The 26,308-nt window shown below is 67.4% G+C and carries 21 protein-coding genes and 2 pseudogenes; 15 read left to right on the top strand and 8 right to left on the bottom strand.

Translation table 11 applies throughout. The features are described from left to right. Positions 1–466: 466 nt before the first annotated feature. Positions 467–835 carry a hypothetical protein gene (locus ACFXJL_RS31780; protein ID WP_384698226.1) on the top strand — a complete coding sequence of 123 codons (369 nt, stop codon included), beginning with the start codon at positions 467–469 and terminating at the stop codon, positions 833–835. Positions 836–1,151: 316 nt separating this feature from the next. Here ACFXJL_RS31780 and ACFXJL_RS31775 read toward each other — a convergent pair whose 3' ends face one another. Further along, complete coding sequence (locus ACFXJL_RS31775; RefSeq protein ID WP_384698224.1) at positions 1,152–2,495, bottom strand: hypothetical protein; 1,344 nt, start codon at positions 2,493–2,495, stop codon at positions 1,152–1,154. Between the two features lie 624 nt (positions 2,496–3,119). Here ACFXJL_RS31775 and ispH point away from each other — a divergent pair. The 12 genes and pseudogenes from ispH (at position 3,120) to ACFXJL_RS31715 (ending at position 18,197) form a co-directional block, all read left to right on the top strand. Continuing rightward, positions 3,120–4,070: a 4-hydroxy-3-methylbut-2-enyl diphosphate reductase gene (gene ispH, locus ACFXJL_RS31770; protein WP_384698221.1), complete on the top strand. Its 951-nt coding sequence runs from the start codon at positions 3,120–3,122 to the stop codon at positions 4,068–4,070. Next, the gene (locus ACFXJL_RS31765) at positions 4,067–5,944 is read left to right on the top strand and encodes a 1-deoxy-D-xylulose-5-phosphate synthase (RefSeq protein WP_384698218.1); all 1,878 of its coding nucleotides are present in this window, start codon (positions 4,067–4,069) and stop codon (positions 5,942–5,944) included. Before ispH ends, ACFXJL_RS31765 begins: the two co-directional genes overlap by 4 nt. Further along, entirely contained in the window at positions 5,931–7,094 is a 1,164-nt protein-coding gene (gene ispG / locus ACFXJL_RS31760) for a flavodoxin-dependent (E)-4-hydroxy-3-methylbut-2-enyl-diphosphate synthase (RefSeq protein WP_384698215.1), read from the top strand. Before ACFXJL_RS31765 ends, ispG begins: the two co-directional genes overlap by 14 nt. Beyond that, a complete protein-coding gene (locus tag ACFXJL_RS31755) occupies positions 7,091–8,182 on the top strand; it encodes a polyprenyl synthetase family protein (protein ID WP_384698212.1) in 1,092 nt (363 codons plus the stop codon). The genes ispG and ACFXJL_RS31755 overlap by 4 nt, the downstream gene beginning before the upstream one ends. Positions 8,183–8,690: 508 nt before the next feature. Beyond that, positions 8,691–10,169, top strand: coding sequence for a prenyltransferase/squalene oxidase repeat-containing protein (locus ACFXJL_RS31750; protein WP_384698209.1), 1,479 nt, complete (start codon positions 8,691–8,693; stop codon positions 10,167–10,169). 132 nt (positions 10,170–10,301) lie between these two features. Beyond that, positions 10,302–11,243 carry a hypothetical protein gene (locus ACFXJL_RS31745; RefSeq protein WP_384698206.1) on the top strand — a complete coding sequence of 314 codons (942 nt, stop codon included), beginning with the start codon at positions 10,302–10,304 and terminating at the stop codon, positions 11,241–11,243. After that, on the top strand, positions 11,240–11,533 hold the full coding sequence (locus tag ACFXJL_RS31740; protein WP_384698203.1) for an undecaprenyl diphosphate synthase family protein: 294 nt from the start codon (positions 11,240–11,242) through the stop codon (positions 11,531–11,533). The genes ACFXJL_RS31745 and ACFXJL_RS31740 overlap by 4 nt, the downstream gene beginning before the upstream one ends. Further along, positions 11,530–12,567, top strand: a complete 1,038-nt coding sequence (locus tag ACFXJL_RS31735; RefSeq protein WP_384698200.1) for a terpene synthase family protein — start codon at positions 11,530–11,532, stop codon at positions 12,565–12,567. The genes ACFXJL_RS31740 and ACFXJL_RS31735 overlap by 4 nt, the downstream gene beginning before the upstream one ends. A gap of 363 nt (positions 12,568–12,930) precedes the next feature. Continuing rightward, positions 12,931–13,071, top strand: coding sequence for a hypothetical protein (locus ACFXJL_RS31730; RefSeq protein WP_384698197.1), 141 nt, complete (start codon positions 12,931–12,933; stop codon positions 13,069–13,071). Between the two features lie 53 nt (positions 13,072–13,124). Next, positions 13,125–13,907, top strand: a pseudogene (locus ACFXJL_RS31725) (IS5 family transposase). A 977-nt stretch (positions 13,908–14,884) separates the two neighbouring features. Further along, positions 14,885–15,130, top strand: coding sequence for a hypothetical protein (locus ACFXJL_RS31720; protein WP_384698194.1), 246 nt, complete (start codon positions 14,885–14,887; stop codon positions 15,128–15,130). A gap of 316 nt (positions 15,131–15,446) precedes the next feature. Next, a complete protein-coding gene (locus ACFXJL_RS31715; RefSeq protein WP_384698190.1) occupies positions 15,447–18,197 on the top strand; it encodes a hypothetical protein in 2,751 nt (916 codons plus the stop codon). An 845-nt stretch (positions 18,198–19,042) separates the two neighbouring features. On the opposite strand, the gene ACFXJL_RS31710 is transcribed toward ACFXJL_RS31715, so the two are convergent. Both ACFXJL_RS31710 and ACFXJL_RS31705 read right to left on the bottom strand, forming a co-directional pair. Next, positions 19,043–19,870: a DUF1206 domain-containing protein gene (locus ACFXJL_RS31710; protein WP_358880796.1), complete on the bottom strand. Its 828-nt coding sequence runs from the start codon at positions 19,868–19,870 to the stop codon at positions 19,043–19,045. A 501-nt stretch (positions 19,871–20,371) separates the two neighbouring features. Next, positions 20,372–20,659, bottom strand: coding sequence for a Rieske 2Fe-2S domain-containing protein (locus tag ACFXJL_RS31705; protein WP_384644275.1), 288 nt, complete (start codon positions 20,657–20,659; stop codon positions 20,372–20,374). A 1,083-nt stretch (positions 20,660–21,742) separates the two neighbouring features. Here ACFXJL_RS31705 and ACFXJL_RS31700 point away from each other — a divergent pair. Continuing rightward, on the top strand, positions 21,743–22,861 hold the full coding sequence (locus tag ACFXJL_RS31700; RefSeq protein WP_384698186.1) for a hypothetical protein: 1,119 nt from the start codon (positions 21,743–21,745) through the stop codon (positions 22,859–22,861). 6 nt (positions 22,862–22,867) lie between these two features. Here the strand turns inward: ACFXJL_RS31700 and ACFXJL_RS31695 are convergent. Together ACFXJL_RS31695 and ACFXJL_RS31690 are read right to left on the bottom strand one after the other, a co-directional pair. Further along, positions 22,868–23,033 (bottom strand): annotated as a pseudogene (locus tag ACFXJL_RS31695) (IS5/IS1182 family transposase); the annotation flags it as partial. A gap of 63 nt (positions 23,034–23,096) precedes the next feature. Continuing rightward, a complete protein-coding gene (locus ACFXJL_RS31690; protein WP_384698183.1) occupies positions 23,097–23,267 on the bottom strand; it encodes a hypothetical protein in 171 nt (56 codons plus the stop codon). Positions 23,268–23,809: 542 nt separating this feature from the next. On the opposite strand from ACFXJL_RS31690, the gene ACFXJL_RS31685 reads away from it, so the two are divergent. Further along, positions 23,810–24,526 (top strand): hypothetical protein, encoded by a 717-nt coding sequence (locus tag ACFXJL_RS31685; protein WP_384698180.1) that lies wholly within the window; start codon positions 23,810–23,812, stop codon positions 24,524–24,526. Between the two features lie 187 nt (positions 24,527–24,713). On the opposite strand, the gene ACFXJL_RS31680 is transcribed toward ACFXJL_RS31685, so the two are convergent. The 3 genes from ACFXJL_RS31680 to ACFXJL_RS31670 form a co-directional block, all read right to left on the bottom strand. After that, complete coding sequence (locus tag ACFXJL_RS31680) at positions 24,714–25,058, bottom strand: hypothetical protein (protein WP_384644267.1); 345 nt, start codon at positions 25,056–25,058, stop codon at positions 24,714–24,716. 124 nt (positions 25,059–25,182) lie between these two features. Next, the gene (locus ACFXJL_RS31675; protein WP_384698176.1) at positions 25,183–25,410 is read right to left on the bottom strand and encodes a hypothetical protein; all 228 of its coding nucleotides are present in this window, start codon (positions 25,408–25,410) and stop codon (positions 25,183–25,185) included. 30 nt (positions 25,411–25,440) lie between these two features. Then, on the bottom strand, positions 25,441–25,764 hold the full coding sequence (locus ACFXJL_RS31670; RefSeq protein ID WP_384698173.1) for an aminoglycoside phosphotransferase family protein: 324 nt from the start codon (positions 25,762–25,764) through the stop codon (positions 25,441–25,443). Positions 25,765–26,308 lie beyond the last annotated feature (544 nt).

Genomic DNA, 26,308 nt, shown 5'->3' with positions numbered 1-26,308 from the left:
TCCGTCACATCGAAACGCGCCACACCCGAGTTCTACCAGCCCCACCGAACCCATCAGCGAGCGTCACGAAGATCCGAACCTCGAACAGCTCCTAGCACGCTGAACTTGGCCAACCGAAAAGAGACGCGCGACTGCAGATAACTGCCGGCGTGCCGGGAGAACGGGAGTACGCCGGCGACTTGCAGCATCCCCACCGGATCACTCTTCACTTCAGTGACGACGGCTGACCCATGGAGGCCGCTCTCTTCTGACCCCCACCGCAGCTGGGATCTGTTGACGGTCCCACAGCCCGTCATCATCCCTTGTGCAGGAGGGCTAGCAATGATGGGTATCTGTATCAGCCCGGTGCCGGGCGAGAGACGAAAGCTGACAGGGACTGACTGCACCTGTCGCTCATGCTGTTCAGCTCCTACCAACCTGCTTTGGCGAGGGGCATGCTAGGAGAGTGAGTGATGGAACCAGGGACGTGGAGACTTTTCCAGGGCTCTGGGAAGAGGTGGTAGCCCGTATTTGTCTGGCCGTGCGGGCGGCGGGCCTCCCCCTGGCCAGCGAGACGTTTGGCCCGGGAGTACGGCCGGAACAGTTCGGCCCGGCCCCGGACTGTTCTGCCCACGTAATGGTCAGCTGGTGCGTCGCGGAGGAGTTGCTCGACGAGGCGCAGGACAAATCCATCGATCATCACAGCTGGCGTCTGATAGCTACCGCGTTCCAAGCGATGGAAAATGCCTTGGCCCAGATCTTGAGCGTCTGCGGCTTGGATGTGACAGCAGATCCGCTCACCCGGTCTGTCACCGTGTGGGGTATCACCAATCCCTCTCCGGACTCAGAGAAGTGAGCAAGCTCCGGTGCGCTCGACGCGGGTGCTATTCCCGGTCGACCTCGCTATCCCCGGTCCACCTGAGGCGTTCACGCGTCGTGTCGTGCCGGAGCCGACAACGGCCCTCGGGACCAGGTGGACCTTGTCCCGTCCGACGCAGGCGCGTCCGAGGGCATGGCCGAGCAGTTCACCAGCCGAGGCTCCATCTGATGGGCAAGGGCAGCATCCTGGCGAGCGCGGACCGAAGTGGAGCCGGTGCCCGCTTGTCGTCGCGCGCTGCTGCCGACGCGTCGGGTGTTGCCCGCCTGCAGTGTGAGGTGGTGTGAGGTGTGGCTTACAAGGTTGCGGCTTCCTCTGTCAGGAGTGCCACGTCGGGGTGCGTGCTGTAGGGGCGCAGTACCTGGCGCATGGTGGTGAGGGAGGCGGTGGCGCGGGTTGAGCGCAGACCGGGGTAGTCGGTAAGGAAGCGTTTCCAGGTGGTGAGGGATTCTTCGAGGTTGCCTTGGAACAGTTGTGATTCGGCCAGGAGTGCGGTGGTCAGTGCCCTGGCGCGGCGTGCCTGTGGGGCGCGGGCGCGCAGGGAGGCGCTGTAGGCGCGGGCGGCTGCCGGGTGGTCTTTGAGTGCGGTCAGGGTGCGGGCGCGTTGGTAGTGCAGGGCTGCGGTCGGGTAGTTGTCGAAGGGGTCGGTGAGGTTCTGGTCCGCGTGGCTGTGGAGGGCTTCCGCGTTGTGCAGGGCGAGGAGAGCGCGGGGGCGGTCGTTGGCCCGCGCGTGGGCGAGGGCCAGTTGGGACTGGGTGAAGGACTGAGTCAGGGGCGATGAGTGACGCTTCGCGGTGGCAGCCGCGTGTTCGGTCAGGGCAAGGGAAGGCCGCCGGTGGCCGATTTCCAGGGCCTGGGAGGCGAGCGCGCGGATCGCGATGGTGTGGGTGTGGGGGTCTTCGGCCTGGGCGGCCAGGTGGGCGGCTGTGCGGTGGTAGTGCTGGGCCAGGACGTTGTCGTTGTCGTCGGCGCACATGTTGCCCAGGAGGATGGTGAGCTGGGCGGTGTGGGTGAGGAGTTGCCGTTGTACCTGCTCGCTGGCACTGGAGAGGAGCCAGGGGGCGAGGTCGTTGGCGAGGTAGGTGGTGAGCGCGGTGCGGGCGTGCCCGCCGCCGAAGGTGCCGGTCGAAGCCGCGAAGAAGATGGTCATGCGCTTCAGCGCCTCGACTTCGGCGTGGCCCGCGCGGTGTCCGGCCAGGACTCTGGTGCGACGGGCTGCGGTCTGCGCGCGTAGGTCTTCCCAGTTCGGGATCGAGAGCGCCCCGAGGCTGTAGACATCGACGCCCAACGGCTCTCCCCTGCTGGGGTCGAGCTGGCTGTGGGTGAGCCTGGCCAGATGGTCCACGGGGTTCGCCGTCCAGGACCAGGCCGGTATACGGCCAGGGGTACGGGTCAGACCGGCGTCGGCGGCGGCCAGAGGTCTGCCCAGGCGCCGGGAGAGCGCCTCCAGGATGTAGGTGGGCGCGGGCGGACGGGGGCGGGTCCCCGAGAGCCAGCGGGTCGCTGTCGACCGGTTCACCGTCAGGTCGTGACCACGTTCGGAGGCGACCGAGGAGACGGCGTGGGCGAGCAGGGCCGCGCTCCAATCCGCCTCCATGAGAAGCCGCGCAAGTTGTGCGTTCGGTTGCTGAGAGGGCATCACTCCTCCGTTCCCACCCTGGACAGAAATGATCCTGCTGCACACCACGTTCACAAGGGCGCAAGGATGCGGCACACGCAACACTTACGCGCCTCGACCCCCCTACACAGGAGAATTTTCGGAGGATGTACTGCAAGTGAGGTACCCGCCCGGGTAGGTCGCCAAATCCCGGTACACCACTGGATCGGCCCCTGTTCCCGTAACGCTGACCCAGGATGTGGCCCTCCGATGCCGGTCTCACTTACGAAAACGAGGTGGAGAGGCGTGTCGTGTTCGTCCGTACGCTGGTATGAAGCCGCCCCTGCGGTGCCACTGCCCGCCGGTCATGTGTTGGTGGCCGAAGAACTCCTCTGGCCTGACGGGCGCGTCATGGCTTGCCCCGCCGCTCCGATGATCGCGGGGACGCTCAGCTCCGCCGCCCCATCGGTTGTCACCGGTCCGGTCCGCCTGTTGCGGGAGGGATCGGACAGTGCTTTCCAGGCTGCTGTCGCCTGCCCCGCCCCGAGCGATCACCCAGCAGCGGGAGCCTTGGGCTTGGAGGGCTCCGTTGGTGTTGCCGTGATGGCTTCCGACACGGGCTCACGGGCGGCTGCGGGGACGGCTGTGGCCTCATGGGCGGCTGTTGTGAGTCCCAGGACAGTACTGCTGGCGTCCCCGCGATCGTTCTGTGCCGGGGTGGAGCGCGCGATCGATGTCGTCGACGCTCTTCTCGAACAGCGGCATGGATCCGGTGACCGGCGGGTGTTCGTGCGGAAGCAGATCGTCCACAACACCCACGTCATCGCCGATCTGACGGAGCGCGGTGCGGTGTTCGTGGAGGAGCTGGACGAGGTTCCCACAGGGTCTCTGGTGGTGTTCTCCGCCCACGGCGTGTCCCCGCAGGTCCGTGCGGAGGCGGCGCGCAGGAGCCTTCAGGTGGTCGATGCGACGTGCCCGTTGGTGACGAAGGTCCACGCGGAGGCGCGCCGTTTCGCCGAGCGCGGCAACAGCATCGTGCTCATCGGGCACGCAGGCCACGAGGAGGTCGAGGGCACCTACGGTGAGGCCCCCGACGCCACCGTGGTCGTCGACAGTGCGCGAGACATCGTCGACCTGGACCTGCCGGACCCGTCGAGGATCACGTACCTGACACAGACCACGCTCGCCGTTGACGAGACGCGCGAGACGATCGCCGCGCTCAAGGAGCGTTTCCCCCAAGCACGCGGCCCAGGCTCCGAGGACATCTGCTACGCCACCACCAACCGCCAACACGCCCTGCAGGCCGTCACCGCACAGGCGGACCTCGTACTGGTCCTGGGCTCGGAGAACTCCTCCAACTCGGTGCGGCTCGTGGAGCTGGCCCGTAAGGCGGGCACCCCGGCCCACCTGATCGAGGACTGCTCCCGCATCCGACCGGACTGGCTGCGCGACGTGGCCACGGTCGGGCTCAGCGCCGGGGCATCCGCTCCGCCCGCACTGGTTCAGGACACCCTCTCGGCACTGGCCGGGCTGGGCCCACTCACCGTGCGGGAACAGATCACCACGACCGAGGACACCTACTTCGCGCCTCCCGCCGCAGTGAGGAAGAACCGATGAGTAACAGCAGCACGTACACAACCCGCTTCCCGCTGCTGGCGAAGGCCGAGACTCCGGCGGCCCTGCGGGCCATACCCAGGGAACACCTGGGCGAGCTGGCCGCGGAGATAAGGGCGTTCCTGGTGGAGAAGGTATGCGCGACCGGCGGTCATCTGGGGCCGAACCTGGGAGTGGTGGAACTGACTCTCGCCCTGCACCGGGTGTTCGACTCGCCCAGGGACACGATCATCTTCGACATCGGCCATCAGGCATATGTGCACAAGCTGTTGACCGGCCGCTTCCGGGACTTCGACGGACTGCGGCAGCACGGCGGCCTCTCCGGGTATCCGTCCCGCACCGAATCGGTCCACGATCTGGTGGAGAACTCACACGCCTCCACAGCCCTCTCCTACGCCGACGGGCTGGCCAAGGCCCGCCGACTCTCGTCCGAGGCGGACAGGGATCGGGCGGTGGTGGCGGTCATCGGTGACGGCGCACTGACCGGCGGCTTGGCCTGGGAAGCGCTGAACAACCTGGGTGCCGCCCCCGAGCGACCGGTGATCGTGGTCCTCAACGACAACGGCCGCTCCTACGCTCCCACCACGGGAGCCCTCGCCGTCCACCTGAGCGATCTCCGAAGGCAGGCCGACGGGGCGCGACCGGAAAGCAACGTCTTCATCGAGCTGGGGTTCGCCTACCTCGGTCCGGTAGATGGCCATGACGTGAGTGCGATCGAGGAGACGCTTCACCGAGCACAGGACCTGGGCCGTCCGGTGGTGGTGCACACGGTGACGACCAAGGGCAAGGGCTACGAACCGGCCGAGCGGGACGAGGCGGATTGTCTGCACGCGGTGGGTGCGGTGGACCCGGCCACCACTCGGTCCAAAATCCCCGCCGGGCAGTCGTGGACGAGTGTGTTCGGAGGCGAACTGGCGACGCTGGCCGCCGAACGGGACGACCTGGTCGCCATCACCGCGTCGATGCTGCGGCCGACCGGTCTGCACCCCATGCAGGAGAAGCTTCCGGACCGGGTCTTCGACGTGGGGATAGCCGAGCAACACGCGGTGACCTCCGCCGCCGGTCTGGCGATGGGCGGATTCCATCCCGTGGTGGCGATCTACGCGACGTTCCTGAACCGGGCGTTGGACCAGGTGCTGATGGATGTGGCGCTGCACCGGCTGCCGGTGACGTTCGTTCTGGACCGGGCCGGGATCACCGGCCCGGACGGGCCCTCCCACCACGGGGTGTGGGATCCGAGCATGTTGTCCGCGGTGCCGGGCCTGCGGATCGCCGCACCGCGTGACACCGTGCAGTTGGCCGAGCAGCTCCGCGAGGCGGTCGCCATGAACGACGGGCCGACGGTGCTGCGGCTACCGAAGGCCACCGCCGGTCCTCCGATCCCGTCACTGGCCCGCATGGACGGCCTGGACATCCTGCATCGCACCCGCTCCGGCCCACTCGACGTGCTGCTCATCCCGGCGGGCCCGCTGGCCTCGGCGGCGCTGGAGGCAGCCGTCCTCCTGGAGGACCAGGGCCTGGGGGTCACCGTCGCCGACCCCCGTTGGATCCTGCCCGTGAACGCGGCCCTGCCCGCACACGCCGCCCGCCACCGGCTGGTGGTGACCATCGAGGACTCGCTCCGCACCGGTGGAATGGGCACTGCCTTGGCGCAGGCGTGCCAGGACCTGGCCGTCCCCACCCCCGTGATCACCCTCGGACTTCCCACCGCCTTCGTCCCGCAGGGCCCCCGCGCCGCGCTGCTCGCCGAGGCCGGTCTCGACGGACCCGGCATCGTCGCGGCAGTTCTCGCCGCCCACCCCGACCGCCGACCACCGTCCGCATGGTCGGCCACCACCCTCGCGACGACGTCCAGGGGGCGTGATGACCACCACTGACCTGGGGCTGCCCACGGTCCCGACGACTCCGGTGCGCCGCCGTACCCGCCCCATCCATGTGGGGAGCGTGGTCGTCGGCGGCGGCGCACCGGTCTCCGTACAGACCATGACCACGACGCTCACCGCCGACGTCGACGCCACCCTCCAGCAGATCGCCGAGATCACCGCAGCGGGCTGCGACATCGTCCGGGTCGCCGTCCCCTCCCAGGACGACGCCGACGCCCTCCCTCGTATCGTCGCCCGCTCCAAGCTGCCGGTGATCGCCGACATCCACTTCCAACCCCGCTATGTCTTCGCGGCCATCGACGCCGGCTGCGCCGCCGTACGGGTCAATCCCGGCAACATCCGCAAGTTCGACGACCGGGTGAGCGAGATCGCGAAGGCGGCCTCGGCGGCGGGGGTGCCCATCCGGATCGGGGTCAACGCCGGCTCTCTGGACCCCCGGCTCCTGGCCAAGCACGGCAGAGCCACACCCCAAGCTCTGGTGGAGTCCGCGCTGTGGGAATGCTCCCTCTTCGAGGAACACGGCTTCACCGACCTGAAGATCGCGGTCAAGCACCACGACCCGCTCACCATGATCGCGGCCAACCGGCTCCTCGCCGGAGCCTGCGACTACCCCCTCCACCTCGGCGTCACCGAAGCCGGACCCGCCTTCCAGGGGTCCATCAAATCCGCCGTCGCCCTCGGCGTCCTCCTCTCCGAGGGCATCGGCGACACCATCCGCGTCTCCCTGTCCGCACCCCCGGCCGAACAGGTCAAGGCGGGCTGCCACATCCTCTCCTCCCTCGGCCTGCGCCCCCGCAAACTGGAGATCGTCTCCTGCCCCGGCTGCGGACGCCTCCAGGTCGACATCCACACCCTCGCCCTGAAGGTAGAGGCCGCCTTCGACGGCTTTCCCCACCCCCTGCGGATCGCCGTCATGGGGTGCGTCGTCAACGGCCCCGGCGAAGCACGCGAGGCTGACCTCGGCGTCTCCTGCGGCAACGGCAAAGGCCAGATCTTCCGCAAAGGCGAGGTCATCCGCACCGTCCCCGAACACAAGATCGTGGAGGCACTCCTCGACGAAGCCCTCCGCCTCACCGACGCGCCCGACCAGGGACTCGGCGACCACGGCCCATCTGTGACCACGACAGCCGGGAACACCTCATGACCGCCACCACCACGCCGGCCGATTCTCAGGCCCTCCATGCGGATCCCGTCCGCGCCGAAGTCGACCGTCTGCTCGATGACTTCCTCACCACAAAGGCCCGTGCAGCAGCGGCCCAGAACATGCCCGCCGAGGCAAACACGGCCCTGCGAGGCTTCCTGGCCGCCGGCGGCAAAAGGCTCCGGCCCTTGCTCTGCCTCACCGGCTGGTCCGCCGCCGGAGGACGGGAGCGCCCCCGGCCCGTCGTCCAGACCGCAGCGGCGCTGGAGATGTTCCACGCCTTCTGCCTCATCCACGACGACCTCATGGACCGATCCGACACTCGCCGCGGAAAGCCCACCATCCATCGAACCCTTGCCGCACAACACACCCACGGCCGCACCGGCTCAGCCGCCGATCACCTCGGCAACAGTGCCGCCGTTCTCGTCGGCGACCTCGCACTGGTCTGGTCCGACGAACTCCTGCACACCGCTGGTCTGAGTGAACGGCAACTGTCCGACGTCCTCCCACTCATCGACGCCATGCGCAGCGAGGTCATGTACGGCCAGTACCTCGATGTCACCGCCACCGGCACCCCCGGCGTCGATGTCAGCCGGGCGCTGGCGATCTGCCGCTACAAGACCGCCAAGTACACCATCGAACGCCCCCTGCACATCGGCGCCGCCCTCGCCGGCGCCGAACAGAGCCTGCTCGACTCACTGTCCGCGTTCGCCATCCCCCTCGGCGAAGCCTTCCAGCTCCGCGACGACCTCCTCGGCGTCTTCGGCGACCCCACCCACACCGGCAAACCCGCACTCGACGACCTGCGCGAAGGCAAAGCCACCGTCCTCATCGCCCTCGCCCTGCGCCACGCCACCCGCACCCAGATCGACCAGCTCCGCCCCCTCCTCGGCCACCGCGACCTCACCCACGATCAGGCCGCCACCGCCCGCAACATCATCACCGCCACCGGCGCCGCCCAACGGGTCGAAACCATGATCACCGAACGGTACGAACAGGCCCTCAGCCAGCTACGCGCCGCACCACTGGAACCGACATCCGCCCGCCTGCTGCGCGACTTCGCGTACACCGCCGTCCGGAGGACCACATGACCACCACTCCCGAGCAGCGCCAACACATCCTGCTGCTACGGACATGTGGAATCGCCGGCAAGTGGGGAGGAAACTCGCCAAAGACGCCGGCCTGGTCCTCGCCGTCGACGTGTCCCAACGGCTCGCCGAACTCGGCTCCCGGAACGTCGGGACCGCCGACGAGTCCTTCATCTTCGCCCTTCCCGGAGAGCTAGACAGTGGCCACGGACGTGCTTCGCCGCTGCCCTGGACCATCGACCATCGACCGCCGAGCCACCGTGACGACCTGTCACCACACTCGGTCAGGCCGTGTCGCGTACGAAAGTGCGGACATGCCTCGCCAGAAGAGCTTGCCAGGCGCCCAAGGAACCCAACGCAACCCATCTGCCGTCGTCTCCCAGCCCTGGTGGACCGGCGGGACCTGTCAAGCCGACGAACGCCCAGAAACCACAGGTACTTCGCCCGGACTGAGCACGAGGTCAGCCCCATCGGTGCCGACAGCGAGTTCACGACCAGCAAAGGCCGCATCATGATCCCACCGCCCGATCTCACCCAACGCGCGGCACACCTCCTCGCCACGCTGGACTCCAACCCCACCAGCTCGAACACCTACAACACCGCGTTCATCGCCGGTCTGCGGGACGTCGCCGGAACCCCGCTGTTTCCCCAGGCTCTTGACTGGCTGCGCCACCATCAGCACGCCGACGGTTCCTGGGGCGGCACACTCCCCGTACCGGTTGACCGCCTGGTCTCGACCCTCGCCGCCGTGGCCTCCCTGAGCCAGTACGACGAGCCATGGGCCAAGAGCGCTGTCCAGGCCGGCGTCGACTACCTGTGGGGACACTCCGAGGACTGGCGCACCTCCCCCCACCAGACGTCCGCCTTCGAACTGGCCGTGCCGTACCTACTGGACCAGGGCCGCCGCGCGGGCCTGAATCTCCCGGCCGAGCGCTTCACGGACATCGAGCAACTCCGCACCGCCAAACTCGGCAGGCTCCCCGCAGTACTGCCCAGCGAGGCGCCGTCCCCCCTGCTGTACTCAGCCGAACTCGTCAGCCCGCAACTCCTCGCCCGGCAGGCCGAGCGCTTCCAGGCCGAGGACGGAAGCATCGGCTGCTCACCGGCGGCCACAGCGGCTCTGTGCCACCACGGCGACAACCCCGCCGCCGAGCGCTTCCTGCGCCGCCTCGCCGCACGGTCCCCCGACGGCGGCTTCCCCGAACTCGCCCCCATCGAGATCTTCATCCTCGGCTGGGCCCTCTACCCGATCGTTCGGGCCGGCCTGCGCCCAGTGGGCATCGACCGGCACCTGGCGACGCTGCGCGACATCCTCGACACCGACGGCCTTGTCACCATGAGCGCGACCTTCCCGCTCCCCGACGCCGACGACACGGCCATGGCTATGACCATCCTCCACCGGGCGGGCACCGACGTCACGCCCTACCTGCCCCATCTGCTGACCTTCGAACGGGACAGCTACTTCACCTGCTACGAGTTCGAACGGGATGGCTCGGTGGCGGTCAATGCCCGGATCGCCGAAGCATTCAGTTCCGAGCCACAGCGCTATGCGCCCCAGATAGAGAAAGCAGCGGGCTACATCGCCGACCAACGCATCGACGGCGCCTACTGGTACGACAAGTGGCATACCTCCCCGTACTACGCGACAGCGCACGTCGCTTTCGGCCTGGCTTCCACCACACCGAAACTTCTGGAAACGACGGCACAGTGGCTGCGGGAAACCCAGCATCCCAACGGCTCCTGGGGAGCCGCTCAAGGACAGCCCGAGGAAACCGCATACGCCGTACTCGCCCTCGATGCCCTCGTACAGGCCGGACTGGCGACGGACATCTCACCCCTGACACGGGCGTACGCCTACCTCTGCCACCACCTCGACGACAACGACACGCAGTACGCCGAGATGTGGAACGGCCGAGGACTCTTCACCGCACCACACCTGACCCGGTCCGCGATCATTTCCGCCCTTCATCTGGCAACCGCGTACCTGTAGCCCGGGTACCGGCAACCGCACACCTCCTGCACGACGGCCCCGGAGAGGATTCACATGCCTGAGAGTCCCTGGAAGGAGATTTGGCCGGACGACGTCAGCCGGCGACCCGTACCCCACGCAGTGAGCGTGCACGTGGACGAGGTCCAGGAGCAGGCGCTTGAGTGGGCACGGGACATCGGAATCCTGGGCAGCGAGAAATTCTTCCAGGAATGCGTGGAATGCGGTTACGCACGCTGTGCGTCCATGGCCTTCCCGAACGCTTCGCTGGCCGACCTGTCTCTGGCGACCCGCTGGGTCGTGTTCCTGTTTGCCCTCGATGTGCACACGGACGAGACACCTTACAACAGCCTCTCACCTGAACATCGGGCATTCCTCCGGAACATGGGGGCCTTAGTATCCCGGAATGCCGATTCACTGATCGAGCCGGAGTCCCTGAAATCCCCGTTCGGTGAGGCACTCCTCGAACTCTGGGTCACATCGCGCATGCAGTTCCAAAACCCGGGCTGGGAACGGCGATTCTCGCGCTGCTTCCACGATTACCAGAGTTCCGCCCTCTGGGAAATCGCACTGCGGAAAACAGGTGAGGTTCCCGATTATTCGACGTTCAGCACCTACAAGCTGCGAAGTTGCCAAGCACCGATCGGGGTCGGCCTGGTGGAACTGTTCAGTCCGACAGTACTGCCGGATGCCGTTCTGGACAGCTTCCTCATGGAAAACGTCCGGCTCCTGGTGTGCGATCTGATCAATATGGTCACGGATCTGGGATCCGTGCAACGGGAGCAAGGCTTCGAAGCCGTCCCCAACACTTTCACCAGTCTCCAGCACACCCTGGCCGCCACCCCCGACGAAACCGTCCTCCACTACACCTCCATATGGCATGCCCGCATGAAAACGCTACGGTCAATTCGAGACCGAATTGATCAGTTCTACCTGTCCACAGGCGCACACGAACGACATATCCCAGCCACTAGGGACTACATCAATGAACTCATCCTCTGCCTGGGAGGCAGTATCGAATTCATCCATGAAAGCCACCGCTACAGCCCAAGCGTGGACATAAAGCTGGAGTCGTGACCGTTCACGCAGCGGGTTCTCTCACAGGTCACATCCAGCGCCTCCGGCAGCGACATCACGAGGCCGAACACGCCCTGCTCACCGGCCGGCAGTCGCCGACCGGCCTCTTCATCCGCTGCCGGGGCTCCCAACGCCTGTCCAGGTATGCCGCGTGGGACCTAGGACACGCGGATTTGCGCTTCTGCGACAAACATTGGGGCGGCTTCGAACGAGAAGACCTCCACTCGGCCCTTGACAGTTACGCGGCACGACAGTGCCGCTTCGACTACCAGCGGGAAGGAAGACCATGAACGAGTCCGACGAGTTGCGCGGGCTGGTCATGCCCAAGCTCTATCTGCCGATGCCGCCGCACGAGCCCAATCCGTTTTACCGGCAGGCTTATGACGCGATGTGGGAGTGGGTCGACTCCTTTGAGCTGTTCACCGACGCCAAGGCGTGGGAAGTGGGGGGAGGGCGGCTGGCGTACACGACAGCGCTCGCCCATCCCTGGGCCAGTCCTGAGCGGCTGATCACCGCCGCCTGTGTGTTCGCGTTCGCGTACTGGATCGACATGGAACTGAGCGAGGGCACCGCGTCGGGGGACTTCCGACGGTGCGGACAGGCGGTCGACCCACTTGTCGACGTGATCAACGGAGGGGAGCCGAAGAGCCGACAGGCGGAGGCATTGGCCGATGTCCTGACCCGGATGGAGGCGGGGCGCTCACCGGGATGGGTGAAGAGGTACCGGCAGTCGTGGGAGGACAACTTCGTCGCCAACTTCAGGGAATGCGTGGTGAAGCACACCGGGTCCGGACTCACGCTCGCGCAGTACCCCGATCACCGGCGCCATTCGTCCGCTACAGCCGTCAGCGTCGATCTCGGTGAGTACGGACTCGACATCGACGTACCCGAGACGGTACGCAGACTGCCGGCCTGGAACCAGCTGCGGCTGGCCGTCGTCGACCATACAGGGTTCTCCAACGACCTGATCGGCTTCCCCCGTGAACTGTCAACCTCCGACCCCTACAACGGGGTCCTGATCCTGTGGAAGGAACGCGGCTGCTCGTTGCAGGAGGCCGCTGACGCCTTCAACGACGAGGCCGCGACTGTCGCCATGCGGCACGCCGTGGCCGCTCACGGCAAACTTCCCCGTGAGCTGGAGTGCGTGACGGACGACGAGCGTGTCCGCCGTGACGCGATGCGCTTCGCCGACTCGCTCCTGGTCCATATGCGCGGCATGGCGGACGCCCAGCTGTCCTCCGCCCGGTTTTCGGGCCCCGGGTTCGAGACGCCCCCGCGACCCCGACCGCCGTCAGTGGAGGGTACGCGAGCCGAACCGGGCTGACCTGTCCCGTCTCATTCGATCTTGCTCATGACGACCAGGGGTGCCCTGGGCCTTGCAGCCACGCCCCTTGGCTGCGCAGGTGAGGTCCAGGAACGAGTATCGGCGACTGCTGGCAGCATGCCTGGCGTGAGAGTCGGAGAGTGTCGGTCAGAAGTAGAAACGGCTGGGCGCTCAGACATCGGTTCGACGGACCGCGTATCCGCGCTTCATGCGGCTGATGTCGGCGCGGGGGATGCAAGTCTTCTTCACCCGCAAGCCCGAGGAGCGGCGTGGGTGCGGGAGCGGACGCGTCCGATGAGCATCTGCCTGCCTTGGCCCTGGCGCTGAAGTGCCACCAGAAGCTGGGCTCGTTTCCGAAGGAGGATGAGCCCCGAGACCGTGGTCGAGCACGCGCGGGGCGGGCTGCAGCTCGCCGGGGGCACCGGGCCGCACTACCGGTCGGCCAACACCGTCAAGCTGCACCGCAAGCTGGTGCGCGAGCGGCAGGGCATCTCGTGCGCCTAGGACTTGTCCGGCCGATCATGTGACTGCTTCCCGGTCCTGTCGCTGATGTGGGCATGGGGCGGGGTGATCTGAGTGCTGCCGAGTGGGAACGGCTGCGGCTGTTCCTGCCGGTCAGTAACAGGCGTTGTGGCCGGTGGCGGGATCACCGGCAGGTGATCGACGGGATTCTGCACCGGGTTCGGACCGGCGTTCAGTGGCGTGACCTGTCCGAACGGTTCGGCCCGTGGAAGACGGTCTACGAACGCCATCGCCTGTGGTCGGCCGACGGAACCTGGGAGCGTCTGCTCCAGCAGGTCCAGGCCGAGGCCGACGCAGCGGGGGAGACCGACTGGGACATCTCGGTCGACTCCACGATCGTGCGGGCGCACCAGCACGCCGCCGGCGCCCGCACCGAAGTATCACCGTTGCCTGCTTCAAAAGGGGGCGCGGCGGCAGAACATCAGGGCGAAACCGCGTGGCAGAGCCTTCACGCCCGTCTGGTGGAGGTGGTGCTGGCGGTGAGGGCCTGGGCCGCTCGCGGGGCGGGTTCACCACCAAGCTCCGCCTGAGTGCGGATGGCCGCTGCCGCCCACTGTCCCTGATCGTCATGCCTGGACAGCGGGCGGACTGCTCGCAGTTCAGGCCGGTGCTGGAGAAGATCCGCGTCCCCAGGATCGGACCGGGCAGGCCCCGAGGGAAGCCGGACAGCCTCGCGGCGGACAAGGCATACAGCAACAGCCCTGTCCGCGAACCGGCTCAAGCACGCCAGAGCCGTCGCCACCCGATACGACAAACGCGGCTACGTCTACCTCGGGACAGCGACCGCCGCAGCTCTCATCATCTGGCTCCGAACATGATCGGCCGGACAAGTCCTAGCCGCAGCTGTGCGTGGCGATGTACAGCCGACGGTCCCCGGTTCGCGAAATCGGGGACTGTCCGGACCCTTGGTGTTGTTCGCCAGGGGTTGCTTGGCGGTGGATCCGTGGCGAAGGTGAGGGCAGCGCCGCGCCGTGAACACTGGGCGGCGGCCGGCCTTTGCCAATCCCGTTTCGTCAGTACCAAACCCCCCAGTGGTTCACCGTCGACCGGGCCCAGAGCATCCTGGACGAACTTCCGCCCGCCTGGCGCACTGTGTGCCTGTTCGACTTTCACACCGGACTGCGCTGGGGTGCACTTACCGGTCTTCACCACCACCGCATCGACCGCCGCCTCTTCGTCGTCGAGGTCAACACCAAGCGAGGCCGGTCAGGGCGAGGCCCCGGCGGGTAGCGCGCCAAGGACCACGGGCAGGGGACATGGGGTGCCTCCCCAAGAGTCGGGCGGGACGCTCGACGGGATTCGTCGCCTGCCGGCGGTCGCGGTGGCTCAATCGGCCCACCCACGCTCTTCCAACCGGCCGCCGTATTCCGGTCGTGCCGGTGCAAGGTGCCAACTCCCTTACGGGGCCGGTCGTTGCGGCGGACGTTTCGTCCCCTCTGGCGCATCGGTCTGCCGTGACCGGCCTTCTTCGGCGACCGGGTCATTCCCGCAGCCACCGGGAAGGGAGCGGTCCGTTTTGCCCGGTGGCGGTCGGGGGAGTCCCGTTCCAGCCAGGAGGAGGGCCGGTGATTCGGCGCGGACCACGGACATGGATTCCTTTTGGTTCACCCTTTATGAGCCATTGATGCTCTGTTCGATATCCGTGCGTGTCGGGGGTGTGCTCGACTATCTGTGGTCCTTCCCCCGCCCCGGTGCAGTGTGCCCGTGGTGGCCCGCTGACTGTGCAATGCCCCCTTTGACTTCCGCCCTGCCGCGCCCGCGGTGTCGGTGTGGACCGCTGGAGACGGGATGGCTCATGACCGCGTCCGACCAGATTCCGCCGAGGTTCCTCCGCGGGCGGAGCCGCGACTGCACGACGATCGTGCGGTACGGGCAGTCGGCGCTCACATCACCGTGGATGGTCGGCGGCGGACCGTTCGCTCGGTACCTCGGCTTCTCGCACGGCGAGGAGCCGAGGGAGGGGCCGGGCGCTGCCTACCGCCCGGGGAGTTCCGCGGGGCCGCTGCTCCGGGGCGGACTCTCGCCGTCGGCTGCGGGCTGATGTTGGTGACCGCGGTGACAGTCGGCGAGAGGCGGGCGCCGCGAGGTCGGCGGCGGTCGAGGTGCCGGCGCGGGAGAGGAACCGGCACTCTCCTGTCTCCCTGCCGACGGCATATCCCGCGACCGCGTCCGTGCGGTGGCCTCGCGCGGGCGATCGGCAGGGCCGGTACGAACGCCATGGTCGCCGCACCGGGCGGGACAGCTCATGGGCCGTACACGGACGCGATTCCTTGCGCCGGGCGTACCACGCGTCCGCGGACTCCCGTATCGGCGGAACCATCTGCCGGGCTTCACAATCTCTGAGAGGAGTACAGGTCATGGCATTCATGCGGTACAAGACGACGGGCTACAACTGGGTACAGGCGTACCCGGCGGGTAGCGAGTGGCGACTGCTGTTCGCGCGCGGCACGGACGGTGTCCTGATCAGTGAGCAGCGCCTGGTTACTCGTGACTGGGTCAACGCCATCGTGCCGAAGCTGAACAGTGTCAGCGCGCTGTACGCGAGCGACTGCGCGCTGATACTGTCCCGCCCCGGCGAGACGCTGCAGAGTCTGTTCTTCTGGGGTGACACCTGCACCTGGTACGACTGGGAGCAGGGGCGGGCCGTGAGCGAGGGGCCGTGGACCGCGCTGGCGAACTGGGGCACCGCGCTCCCGGCCGGCTACCGCTCGCAGATCGACGCCCTGTTCCCGGCACCTGACGGGGCGGGCGGCACCCGGCAGACGTACTTCTTCAAGGGCGCGCGGGTCCTCACCCTCAACTGGTCCACCGGCGTGGTGCGGGAGGCGCTGATCACCGAGGGTCCGGATGCGTCGGGCTGCGCGGGCTGGGCACAGTTACCCGAGGATTTTCGGTCCGGCCTGGAGCATGTGGTGGCGTACAAGCCCGCGTCCGACGGGACCCGGCAGAGCCTGCTGATCAAGGGAACCCAGGGTGTCCTGCTGAACTGGAAGACTGGAATCCTGGCATCCGGTGGCCTGGACCGGCTCGGTGTGCCGGGCCTGGGCGCGCTCCCCGAGCCCTTCCGCACGCCCTACCGTCCGGCCACCGGCCGGTGGACCGGCACCAGCGGCAATCAGCGGATCGAGCTGCGTGTCGACCTGGAGGGCGAGCGGGCGCTGGGCATGGTCAGCGGTGACCTGTTCACCGGCGACACCTGGACCGACTCCTTCCGTAGCACCTCAGAGCTGTTCGTCTCGGCGACCGCCGGCAACTTCACCCTCACCCAGTCCAACCTGTCGTGGGCGAACAACTCCCCCCGGACGTTCCTCTATGTCCTCGTCCCGAGGTTCGCTGTGAACGGCGGCACGGGCAACGGAACCGTCATTCTGGACACGCCCGGCGGCGGTCAGACACTGAACACAGGCATCTACTATGCGGGTCCGGCGCTGCGGTCGGTGGAGCTGGAGACCGATGCCCTGGCGGGCACCGCCGCCTTCCAGAGCTATGACACCTCCCGGGGCACCGTCCCGCGCGGTTACCGGAACCGGGTGCTGACCGTGGCCTCCGCCTACGCCGAGGCCGGTGTCGAGCTGAGGAACGCGGGCCAGGTCAACACGGTGGCCGACACCTCCGGCGCCGATCTCCAGTGGTCCGTTGCCGAGCTGCACGCGGCCATGACCGCCAACTTCAGCCTGCACCGGGACGCGGAGCAGTGGAAGATCTGGACCTTCATCACCAGCCGCAGCTCCGACGCCTACGACGCCGCCGGGCTCATGTTCGACTTCTTCGGCAGCCAGCGCCAGGGCATGGCCATCTTCCACGACAACCTGCGGGACAGCGGCGCGATCGGTGACGCCTTCGAGCTGTTCACCTACGTCCATGAGCTGGGGCATGTGTTCAATCTGTTCCACTCCTTCCACAAACACCTGAGCACACCACCGGGACCGCTGGGCCCGAACAACGGCCTCGGCGACCTCTCCTGGATGAACTACCCGGGCAACTACGCCATCGGTGACCGCGCGGGCGCCCGGCACTTCTGGCAGGACTTCCCCTACGCCTTCACCGACGACGAACTGCGCCATCTGCGCCACGCCTTCCACCGCCACATCGTTCCCGGCGGCAGCGACTTCGGCGGCAACTCCGCGCTCATCAACCCCGCTCCCTCCCAGGAGGCGCTCGTCCTACCCGGCGGGGCCGAGGACCCCGGCCTCGCCCTCTCGCTCGGCGGGAAGCAGTTCTTCGGCTACGGCGAACCCGTCATGGCCGAACTCAAACTCTCCCGCACCGGGATACGCGGGGACGTGACCGTAGCCGCGGCGATCGGCCCGAAGGGCGAACGCACCACCATCGTCATCACCGACCCCTACGGCCGCACCCGGACCTTCCGCCCCATAGCCCGCGCCTGCGCCGGACACGGCCCCCAGGAGCGGACCGTCACCCTCACCGAAGCCAACCCCGCCGTCTACGAGACCGCCTACCTCGGCTATGGCAGCGACGGCCTCTACTTCGCCGAACCCGGCACCTACAAGATCACCGCCGTCCACAGCGGCCTCGACGGCGCCCGCACCGTCTCACCCACCCGCACCCTCCGGATCCGCACCCCCCTCGACCGCGCCGACCAGGAAGTCGGCGAACTCCTCACCGGCGACGACCAGGGCACCCTCCTCGCCTTCCTCGGCTCCGACGCACCCCACCTCACCACCGGCAACGACGCCCTCCAGGAAGTGATCGAGCGTCACGGTGACCACCCGCTCACCGCCTACGCCCGCCTGGCCCGGGGCGCGAACGCCGGGCGCCACTTCCAGACCATCGGCGACGGACGCCTCCAGATCCGCCAACCCGACATCACCGAATCCGTCACCCAGCTCACCGAAGCCATCACCACCTCCCGCACCGACCAGGACACCGGCCTCGACAACCTCACCCTCAACGCAGCCTTCCGCCGCCTCGCCGGTGTCCACGCCAAGGCCGGCGACCTCGAACGCGCCGAGAACACCCTCGACAGCCTCACCGCCCACTTCCAGGACCAGGGCGTCCCCGCCCACGTACAACAGCACATCCAGGAACAAGCCGACACCACACGTGCCCGGATCCGCGAGGCCGCCGGAGAACACCCCGCCTCCTGAACAGACCGGAACCGACACACGGTCCGTACGGCGGGACGGTTCGCCCGGATGCGATCCTCCGGGCGAACCGGGACGGCGGGGTGCGTGCCGGAGCGTATTTCCGGGGTGGTTCCTCAGGCGAACGCCGCGACCCCGCACACCCAGGCGTCCTTCTTCACCGGCTCCAGAATCGCCACGCACTCCACGTGGTGCGTCATAGGAAAGAGTTCGACTTGGGTGTGATTGCCTATAGGTGCAGGTCAGAGACTGTTTCGTGCGCGCAGTTGCGGCGAGTTCCAGGCCCCGAGCGTCATAGGAGCGTCAAGCGAAAGAAGCCTCAACAGGCGAGTGACGCGGCACGGTTGGTCGTCGGTCGAGCGGGACGTTTTACGGCATGTGACGGGCGCCCGCAGGTTGCGGGAACATCCCCGCATGCGCGGGGACCACTCGTTCATTTGCCTCGGGCGGTAGAAGGCCGCGGGTGGCGCAGCCGGGGCCAGCCGGTCTACCGGGGGTTGAGCTGGCCACCAGTGAGCGGGCTCTCTGCTGGAGAACCGGGCCGCCGATACCCCTCGACTCGGGGATCACCCTCCACCCGCAGCAGTTGGCCTTCCAACAGCATCACCAGAGTCCGCGGCACCGCCACGACGGGTTCACGAGATGGAAGCCCTCCTGGTTGCGCTGTGCTCGTACGGTGTCGGCGATCGCACGTTCGGGAATCTCGCTGGAGACGCCTTCCTTCGTCCCAGGGCTGGGGCTAGGTCTGGTGAACGGTGCGCTGCTGGCGTGGGCCGCCAACCTTGCCCGAGCCGGACGCCTCATGGATGCCTTCTACTCGGTGACGTGCCCGCGCGGTCCGCTTCCCGTCATAGGCGACGCCAGCGAGCGGAGGCGAAGGAGAAGACACCGAAGAGAATCAGGCCGATCGCCACGGCGACCAGAAGCCATGGCCCAGCAGGCGTCTGCGCAAAGCTACGGAGCGTCGCATCCATGCCCTTCGCCTCTTGCGGGTCGAAGCGGATGGCTGCCACCAGGATGAAGACCCCGGCCGCGGCGAACACCATGCCGCGTGCCACGCCCCCGCCCACACCCAGGGCGGTGACGACCTGCTTCGTACGGTGACTCATAGCGCCGGTGTCAAGATCCCGTAGGAACCGGCGCATGGCTGCCTTGACGGCCAGTACCGTGCCGATGCCGATCAGAAGGCAACCCCCAGCACCCACCAACTCCTGGCCATAGGGCAGTTTAAGTGCCGATGCCGTCCAGTCCTGTGACTGTGCGTTGCCGTTGCTCTGGCCGCCTCCAGCGGCGTACTTGGCCGTACCCCAGCAGACGGCGCCGTAGAAGATCGCCCGGCCGCCGTCCACCACCCGTGAACCCGGCTTGCGATGATGGCCTCTGGTGAGAACGGCGCGGGAGCCGCGCCACAGCGCCATGGCGGCGAAGCCAACAACCAACGCCCACAGCATGGTTTTCCCGAAGGGCTGAACTGCTATCTCATGCAGTGCGCCCTGCCGGTCCGCCTGGCCGCCGCTCCCGACGGCGATCCGGATGGACAGCACGCCGATCAGTACGTATACGACGCCACGGGCGATGAAGCCCGCTCGCCCCGCGGCCGTCAGGGTTTCCTTCTCCGCCGACCGAGCCGTGGACCTGCCGGTCTGCCCGCGCCTGAGTATCTGTGACAAGGTCACGGTGTCCTCCCCTAGAGCGGGCCCGCGATATGAGCCCACCGCTCCCGAGTGCCCCGGGGCATGGCTTTCATGCGCACATCCAACGGGTGACGTCGACAACGGGCCTGGGCCAAAGCGGACGAGGACGGGCCGTTGGACGCCGAGTTGGGGATCACAGCTTGGGCAGTAGGGGAGCGGAGGCGTCCGAGGTTCAGGTGCGGAAGGGCCGCCGGGTCATTTGGTGGCCGCGGTGACAGTGCGTCGGGCCAGCATGTTGGCGTTACCGGAGAACCACGCCCTTCCAAACCTCAGCGGTCTGGCCGATACCGCCGTGCACGACGCCCCGGACGCGTCCTTCGGTCAGACGTATCTCGTTCCTTCACCGTGTGGGTCCAGGACGGTACGAATGTCGGGTGCCGGCTACTCGGTAGGTGCGAGGTGGGCCGGTTTGCGCGGCTGGGTGGCGGGGCTTTGGCGGACGCCGCCGTTGGTGGCGAATCGGGAGTCGTGGCAGGGGCATTCTCAGGTGCCTTCCGTGTCGTTGAAGCGAACGAGGCAGCCGGGGTGGGTGCAGCGCGCGGAGAGGGCGCTCAGAGTGCCGTCGTTGTCGCGGGAGACGGTGTGGTGACGTGCCCCGCGCCGGATCACCCTCCCCTTGCCTGGTGCCAGGTTGTCGGCCCGTAGTCTGTGGGCAGGCGGTCGCAGATGAAGTGGCGGGCGGATTCCGTCTGTCGTTTCAGCAGTGCGCGGCCCTCGCGTCGCAAGTTGAGTCGGTGTGGGTCGTAGAGGCGGGATACAGAGTTCCAGCAAGTCTCAGGGGCTGGTTGAACGTTGGTGTTCGGGAGCGCGAAGGCGGGACGCGGCCCGCGGCCCCTGGCACAGCACTACCGAGATGCGGTCCGCGTAGCCTCTGGCAAGGTCAATGCTGAGACGCAGAACGAAGTGGTCCGATCCGACCTCTCGGAGGCCAAGCCTTTCAACGAGGTGTTCTCCAAAAAGGGCCCCGAGCCGGGGAAACCGAGGCTGCCTTACCGGACGACGGGAACCGACGTTCAGCAGTGTGCATCGCGGCGACCCGGCTTTCGCCGACGGATGCTTCGCGGCCATTTGTACCCCTGCAAGTCACACCCTGCGGAGCGACCTGCCGGCAGACCGCGCACTTGAGCAATTGGGAGCCAGCGTGTTTGAACGCTGGATCGATGATGCTCAGCTTGAACGGTAGGCCCGGGGTGACCGCATACGCTCGCAACCTTTTGCCCACTCCAGCCCGAGGTTGGCATGTCTGCCCTTCCTGCTCGCCTCTATCACGGAGACCGGGAGCGGGGCCGGCCGCGCGGGCCGGGCTCTGGTTGGGGCCGCGGGAGTGCCTCCCGCGACTGCGGCCCGGGAGCCTTGACGCACTGTTGCGTAGGCGGCTCAACTCTGTGCGCCGCCTACGTGGAGGACTCTCCGCAGACTGGTGAGACTGCGCCTGCGTGACATCCGTCCCGCCACCACCCTCCGCCGCCACGTCCTCGACCGCGTCGGCGCCTTCCCTGGAAGCCCGGGCCGGGGGTCGCCGAGAGGACTGCCCATGATATGACGGTGTGTCAGCCATGCAAGTACGTCACGCCCCTTGGTGGCGGCACGTGTTCCCGCGACTCGGGAACCGAGCCCTGGACGGAGACGTCTCCCGCGGGCATTCTGCATGGACGCCCCCGACGGGGCGCGTATTCATGTGGGGGGAAAGTGCAAGAAACAGGTCAGACCTGCTCATGTCCCGGCATGCTCAACGTGACGTGTGGAGGGAGGGTGGTGGCGCGGGCGGGAACGCGGACTTGTGCCACGGCCCGTGCAACTCGGCTCGGCGGGGCCGCGTTCGTCTCGCTCGGTGTCGCCTTTTTGATGGTCGTCGTGTTCTGGAACGAGCCGGCGCCGCGGTGGAGCGTCCTGGTGCCACTGGGCCTCGCGGTGGTGTTCGCGGTCGCGTGGGCCCTTGTCTCCCATGCCGCAGACTTCGTACCGGGCCCGGCCCCGGCCAGCAGCACCCCTGGTACCGATACGCACACGGCACGGCAGGACCCGCCGCCGATCCCAGCGAAGCTTCCCCTGGTGAAGCGGAACGCGGGGGCGGCTGCCTCCCGGTATCTCACCCTGTGGACACCGTTCTTCGCCGCCCTGGCGGCGACGAGCCTCACCATGTCCCCCGAAGGCGACCTGCCCAACAGCATCGAAGCCTCCATCGCTCCGCTCGCCGTCCTCGCTGGACTCCTCGGCCTCGTCCTCACCTACTTCATGCACGACCTGATCGGCAGGACGGTCCAAGCCCCGTTCACCCAGGTGCGCGACGATGCCGCCAGGGGCAAGGTACGCGCGATACGCGTACACGTCGACGCCGCCGTGGCAGACCTCCGCCCGCGCGGTTCCCGCGCCCCCCTCAAGGATGTCCACGAGCACTACCTGGCACTGACACCGCACGAGACCGATCCCGATGGAGAACCCAGGGAAGAGCTCCGCTTCGGCCACATGGACGACACCACCGTCCACGAAACCGGCCTCCGCCACCTCTGGGACTCCGTACCCCATGCCGTCGGACAGGACGCCTGGTTGTGCTGGCCCAAGAACTGGGAACCCATCTACGACAGGCACTTCCAGCGAGGGTCGTGGCAAGTCATGCCCGCGGTGCTGGTGACCGACAGCGGCCACCTCTTGTGGGGCCGCACCGGCCAGCACGAATGGGTCCCCTACCTCAGGGAACGCCTCGCCCCTCTCCTGCAGACCGACCCCGGCCGCACAGTCGCCCCGCCACCCCGCCCCTCCCGCTACGACGGCACCCGGACCCCCAAACAACTGCTGGCACTCCTGCCAGCCGTACTGCTGGCCATGCTCTTTCTGACCGGCACCCTCACCGGGTGGGCGTTGTTGACCGCCGTCCTGGCCATCATCCCGATCGTCCTCCTCGGCCCCGGGTGCTTTCCGCGGTACGCAGGCCCCGGCCACGCCTGGATGACGATCCGCGAGGAAGAGGACTAGGAGGAGCTAACACCATGCTCTGACGCGTCTGTAGGTGATGACGCAGCAGGCCAATTTCAGGAGCGCCTCGTGGATGTCCCAGCGGAAAACCGTGGATCCAGGCGTTCTTGCGCTCGACCACTCACCACACCGTGCCCAGGCCGGAGCCGCAAGGCACACCCCGGCGGGACATCCCGCTACAGGGCCGCACCCGGAACACCGATCGAATCGCTGCACCACATCCGCGACACCACCTTCACCGAGGACGCCTCACAGCTCCGGACCGGGCCCAATCGGCGACGGTGTCCAGCAATGGCTGGAAGCAGGTGATCTCGTTCGTCTTCTCGCCGACCTCCAGCCCCGCGTCGACGGTGATGCACTGGACCGCGCGGTCGGTCGTCGGCTCATCGACCGTCACACCGGGCACCGGGGCGGCCTGTTCGGCGGTCAGGCTGATGACCGCGTAGGTGGTGGTGAGCGTGGTCCGGCCGGTCTTGCGGTCGGTGCGGCGACGCTTGATCTGAAGGGTCAGGCGGGCTCCGAGGAACAGCAGGTTGTGTACGGTGGCGGCTCCGACCCGGACGTCACCTTCACCGAGGACGACTCCCAGGTCGGGACCGGTGCGGCTCGCGGGCGACGGCCGGCTTCCGCAACCTGGCCATCAGCACGATCCGCCTCGCCGGATGGGCCGGCATGGCCCACGCCCCGCCGCGACCTACTCCACCACGGGACGCTTGCGCCGTTGACGACATCTCATCAACCATCATGAAACCGGGCAGAGCGTAACTTCGCCGGGGCCGTGCCTGGAGAACGATGACGGCTTCGAAACCGAACTCGTCGAAACCAAGCCATCACAACGAGACTGAGATCAATCGGTCCACAGATCTCGACGACTACTTTTGGCCCGTGATCAAGCTATGAGTACGCATGCTCATGTGCCCCATGTGAGCGTCTGGCAAAGATTAATCTATGCCATCAATTCGCTTCACTGCCTCCGTCGTCATAGCGGCTGCGGGCTCCCTCGCCCTGACCGCCTGCGGCACCCAGACAGCCTCATCCACATCCACCACCCCGGTCGGCTCCCAGGTCTCCGCCTCACCCGCCCGGCAGCCCACCGAGAAGCAGTTCCTCGACATCCTCAACAAGTTCGCGAGCCAATGCTCCCCCGACGCCCCCAGCGGCAGCGGCGCCGCACCAGATCCCCGGACACTGCCCGGCGGCATCCCCAGCGGTGTAACCCCCCGCACCGACAAGCCCGCCGGGACACCTGACGCGAACGGCGACATACCCATCCCCGTCGATGAGTCAGGTGAGATGCCCGACAAGCCCATGCAGTCCGGCCCACCACAGGAAGTCGAACTCGGCGAAATCGAGAAGTGCGCCGCCGCCAAGCACGCCGAGCGCCTGACCACCACAGCAGCCGGAGAGCCGCACACCACCTACAGCACACTTCAGCAGACCATTGTCGCCGCCGGATACCGTACCGACCGCATCCACAAGATGCCCGACCTCGGCGGCGACCCGCGCGCCCGAGTGGACCTTCGGTTCATGGGCTCCGGCCTGGCAGTGGAAGTCATCGGCACCGGAACAGGCGTGATCGCGGAACCCTTCGGCGCCCCCGAAGACGAGAGCGTGTCCGTGACTGAGGTGAGGCGGAAGCCGAACCTGGACGCACCGTCCTCCTGAACTGCGAGTGAACCGTTCCGGGCTCGATGGAGAGTCGATTCCGTGAATGGATTGAGCCATGGCACGCCCTTCCAGTTACCCGCTTGAGCTGCGCCGTCGCGCTTCTTCCGCTCCGGTGTCTGTGGTGACTGGGGGCACAGCCTGCCCGCGGCTGACTGATCTGCGGGCTGCGAACCAGAGTTGGTTTTCAGTTGGACTCGCTCCGGTAGATGTCCAGGAGCCGGAAGAACTCTGATACGGGAGTTGAGCCTTCGGGGGTACTGCGTTCGATGTCGGCTGCCCAGCTGTATGACGCGCTGCTGCCGAGGTGTTCCTTGAGCCACTGGTTGAACCTCCAGAAGCTGAACTCCTCATGGGCTGAGTGGACGCTGACGGCGACCTGATACCCGAGCAGCATGGCCTGCAAGTGTTCCAGCGAGCCACCGGGCAGCCACATGCCGGGCCTCAAGCGAATCTGCTCAAGGAAGTCGTACGCGTCCGTGCAGTCCTGCCAGTGTTTGACGGTGTTCTGCGGGCGGTCCTCGGTCGGCATGAACTGAGCCTACGGTGCGGACGAGTGTCGTCGTTCTTGGGATGGATGTGAGCGCAAGGCAACCGTATGCGGTCAGCCGCTCGGCGGGTTCCCCCACGATGTCGGCAACGAGCGCGTACCGCTGTCACAGCACCGCCGCCGGATTCGACCGGGCGAAGGGATGGTCCACCTGGGCCGCCAAGGGCTTGGGATCGATGCCCGGGTCCCCGACCGTTGGCTTGGCGTCGATGGCGAGCCACGGCTCACGGTTCGCCCGGACGATGTTGCCAGGGTTGAAATCTCCATGCACCACCACGTTCCGAGTGGCACTGAGGGGCAGCGATCGCAGCAGGCCCAGGCCCTTGCCGACCAAGGCACGGTCGAACGACGGCCGGAACTCCCGTTACCGCTCCTCGGCTTCCAGACACCACTTCTCGGCGACATCGGTGATGCTCTCAGGGCCGACATCCCCGTGAGGGGACCGCGCTCCACAGCCGATGAAGCACCTGGGCGCCCTCCGCCAGGGCCTCTTCCGGGCGAGCCCTGCGGTGGAGAGCGCGGTACCGGGCGAACAGGCCTCCAGGAGCAGGGCAAAGTGTTCGGTGTCCAACGCGTACAGTGCGGCAGCACCCCGGCCCGCCCAGTGGCGTAGGGATGCGGCCTCGGGATGCGGCCATACGATCTTCAGTACGGCTTCGCGCCCGTCCTGGGTTGCGCCCGGCGCCACTCAGGCGGAAGTCCCGGAGCGAAAAGGTTCCGACGTAGTGATGCCCCACCGCCGCTCTAACTCCGCGCCGAGGCTGGGCAGGTCATGGAGCCAGGCCCGCTGACTCTCGGTCCGCACCATATGCGTGAAAACGGGGACGTGAGCGCTGAACGCCTCACTGTGGACCATGGTTCCTCCAGCAGGTCTGCCTGCTTCGTACCGGGACAACAGTTGCTTGGGTGACTGCTCCACGACCTCTCGCGGGCTTCTATCGCATGGCGCTGAGAACCAGTGGGGGCGGATGAGTGTTGCGGTGATGCCTGCTGCGAGTGTGCCGAGGGCCAGTGTCTAGCGCGGGGACTGAGTCTCCTGGGTGCAGGAGCCAGGCCCATGGTTCCGGGTGCCCACCGGGCCCCAGCCGGCGGCTGCGCAGAGCAGGGGTACGACGGCGAGGGCAGCTCCTGTCGCTCGATGGCCGAGGAACGGGAGCGGTACGAGGGCGATGCCGATGTAGCCGGCGATGTTCCGACCGAGGACGACGGTGATGTCGGTGGGCCAGATGGCG

Source organism: Streptomyces sp. NPDC059256 (assembly GCF_042753785.1).
In the GTDB taxonomy this organism is placed as follows: domain Bacteria; phylum Actinomycetota; class Actinomycetes; order Streptomycetales; family Streptomycetaceae; genus Streptomyces.
This window is presented reverse-complemented; position numbering and strand designations above follow the sequence as displayed.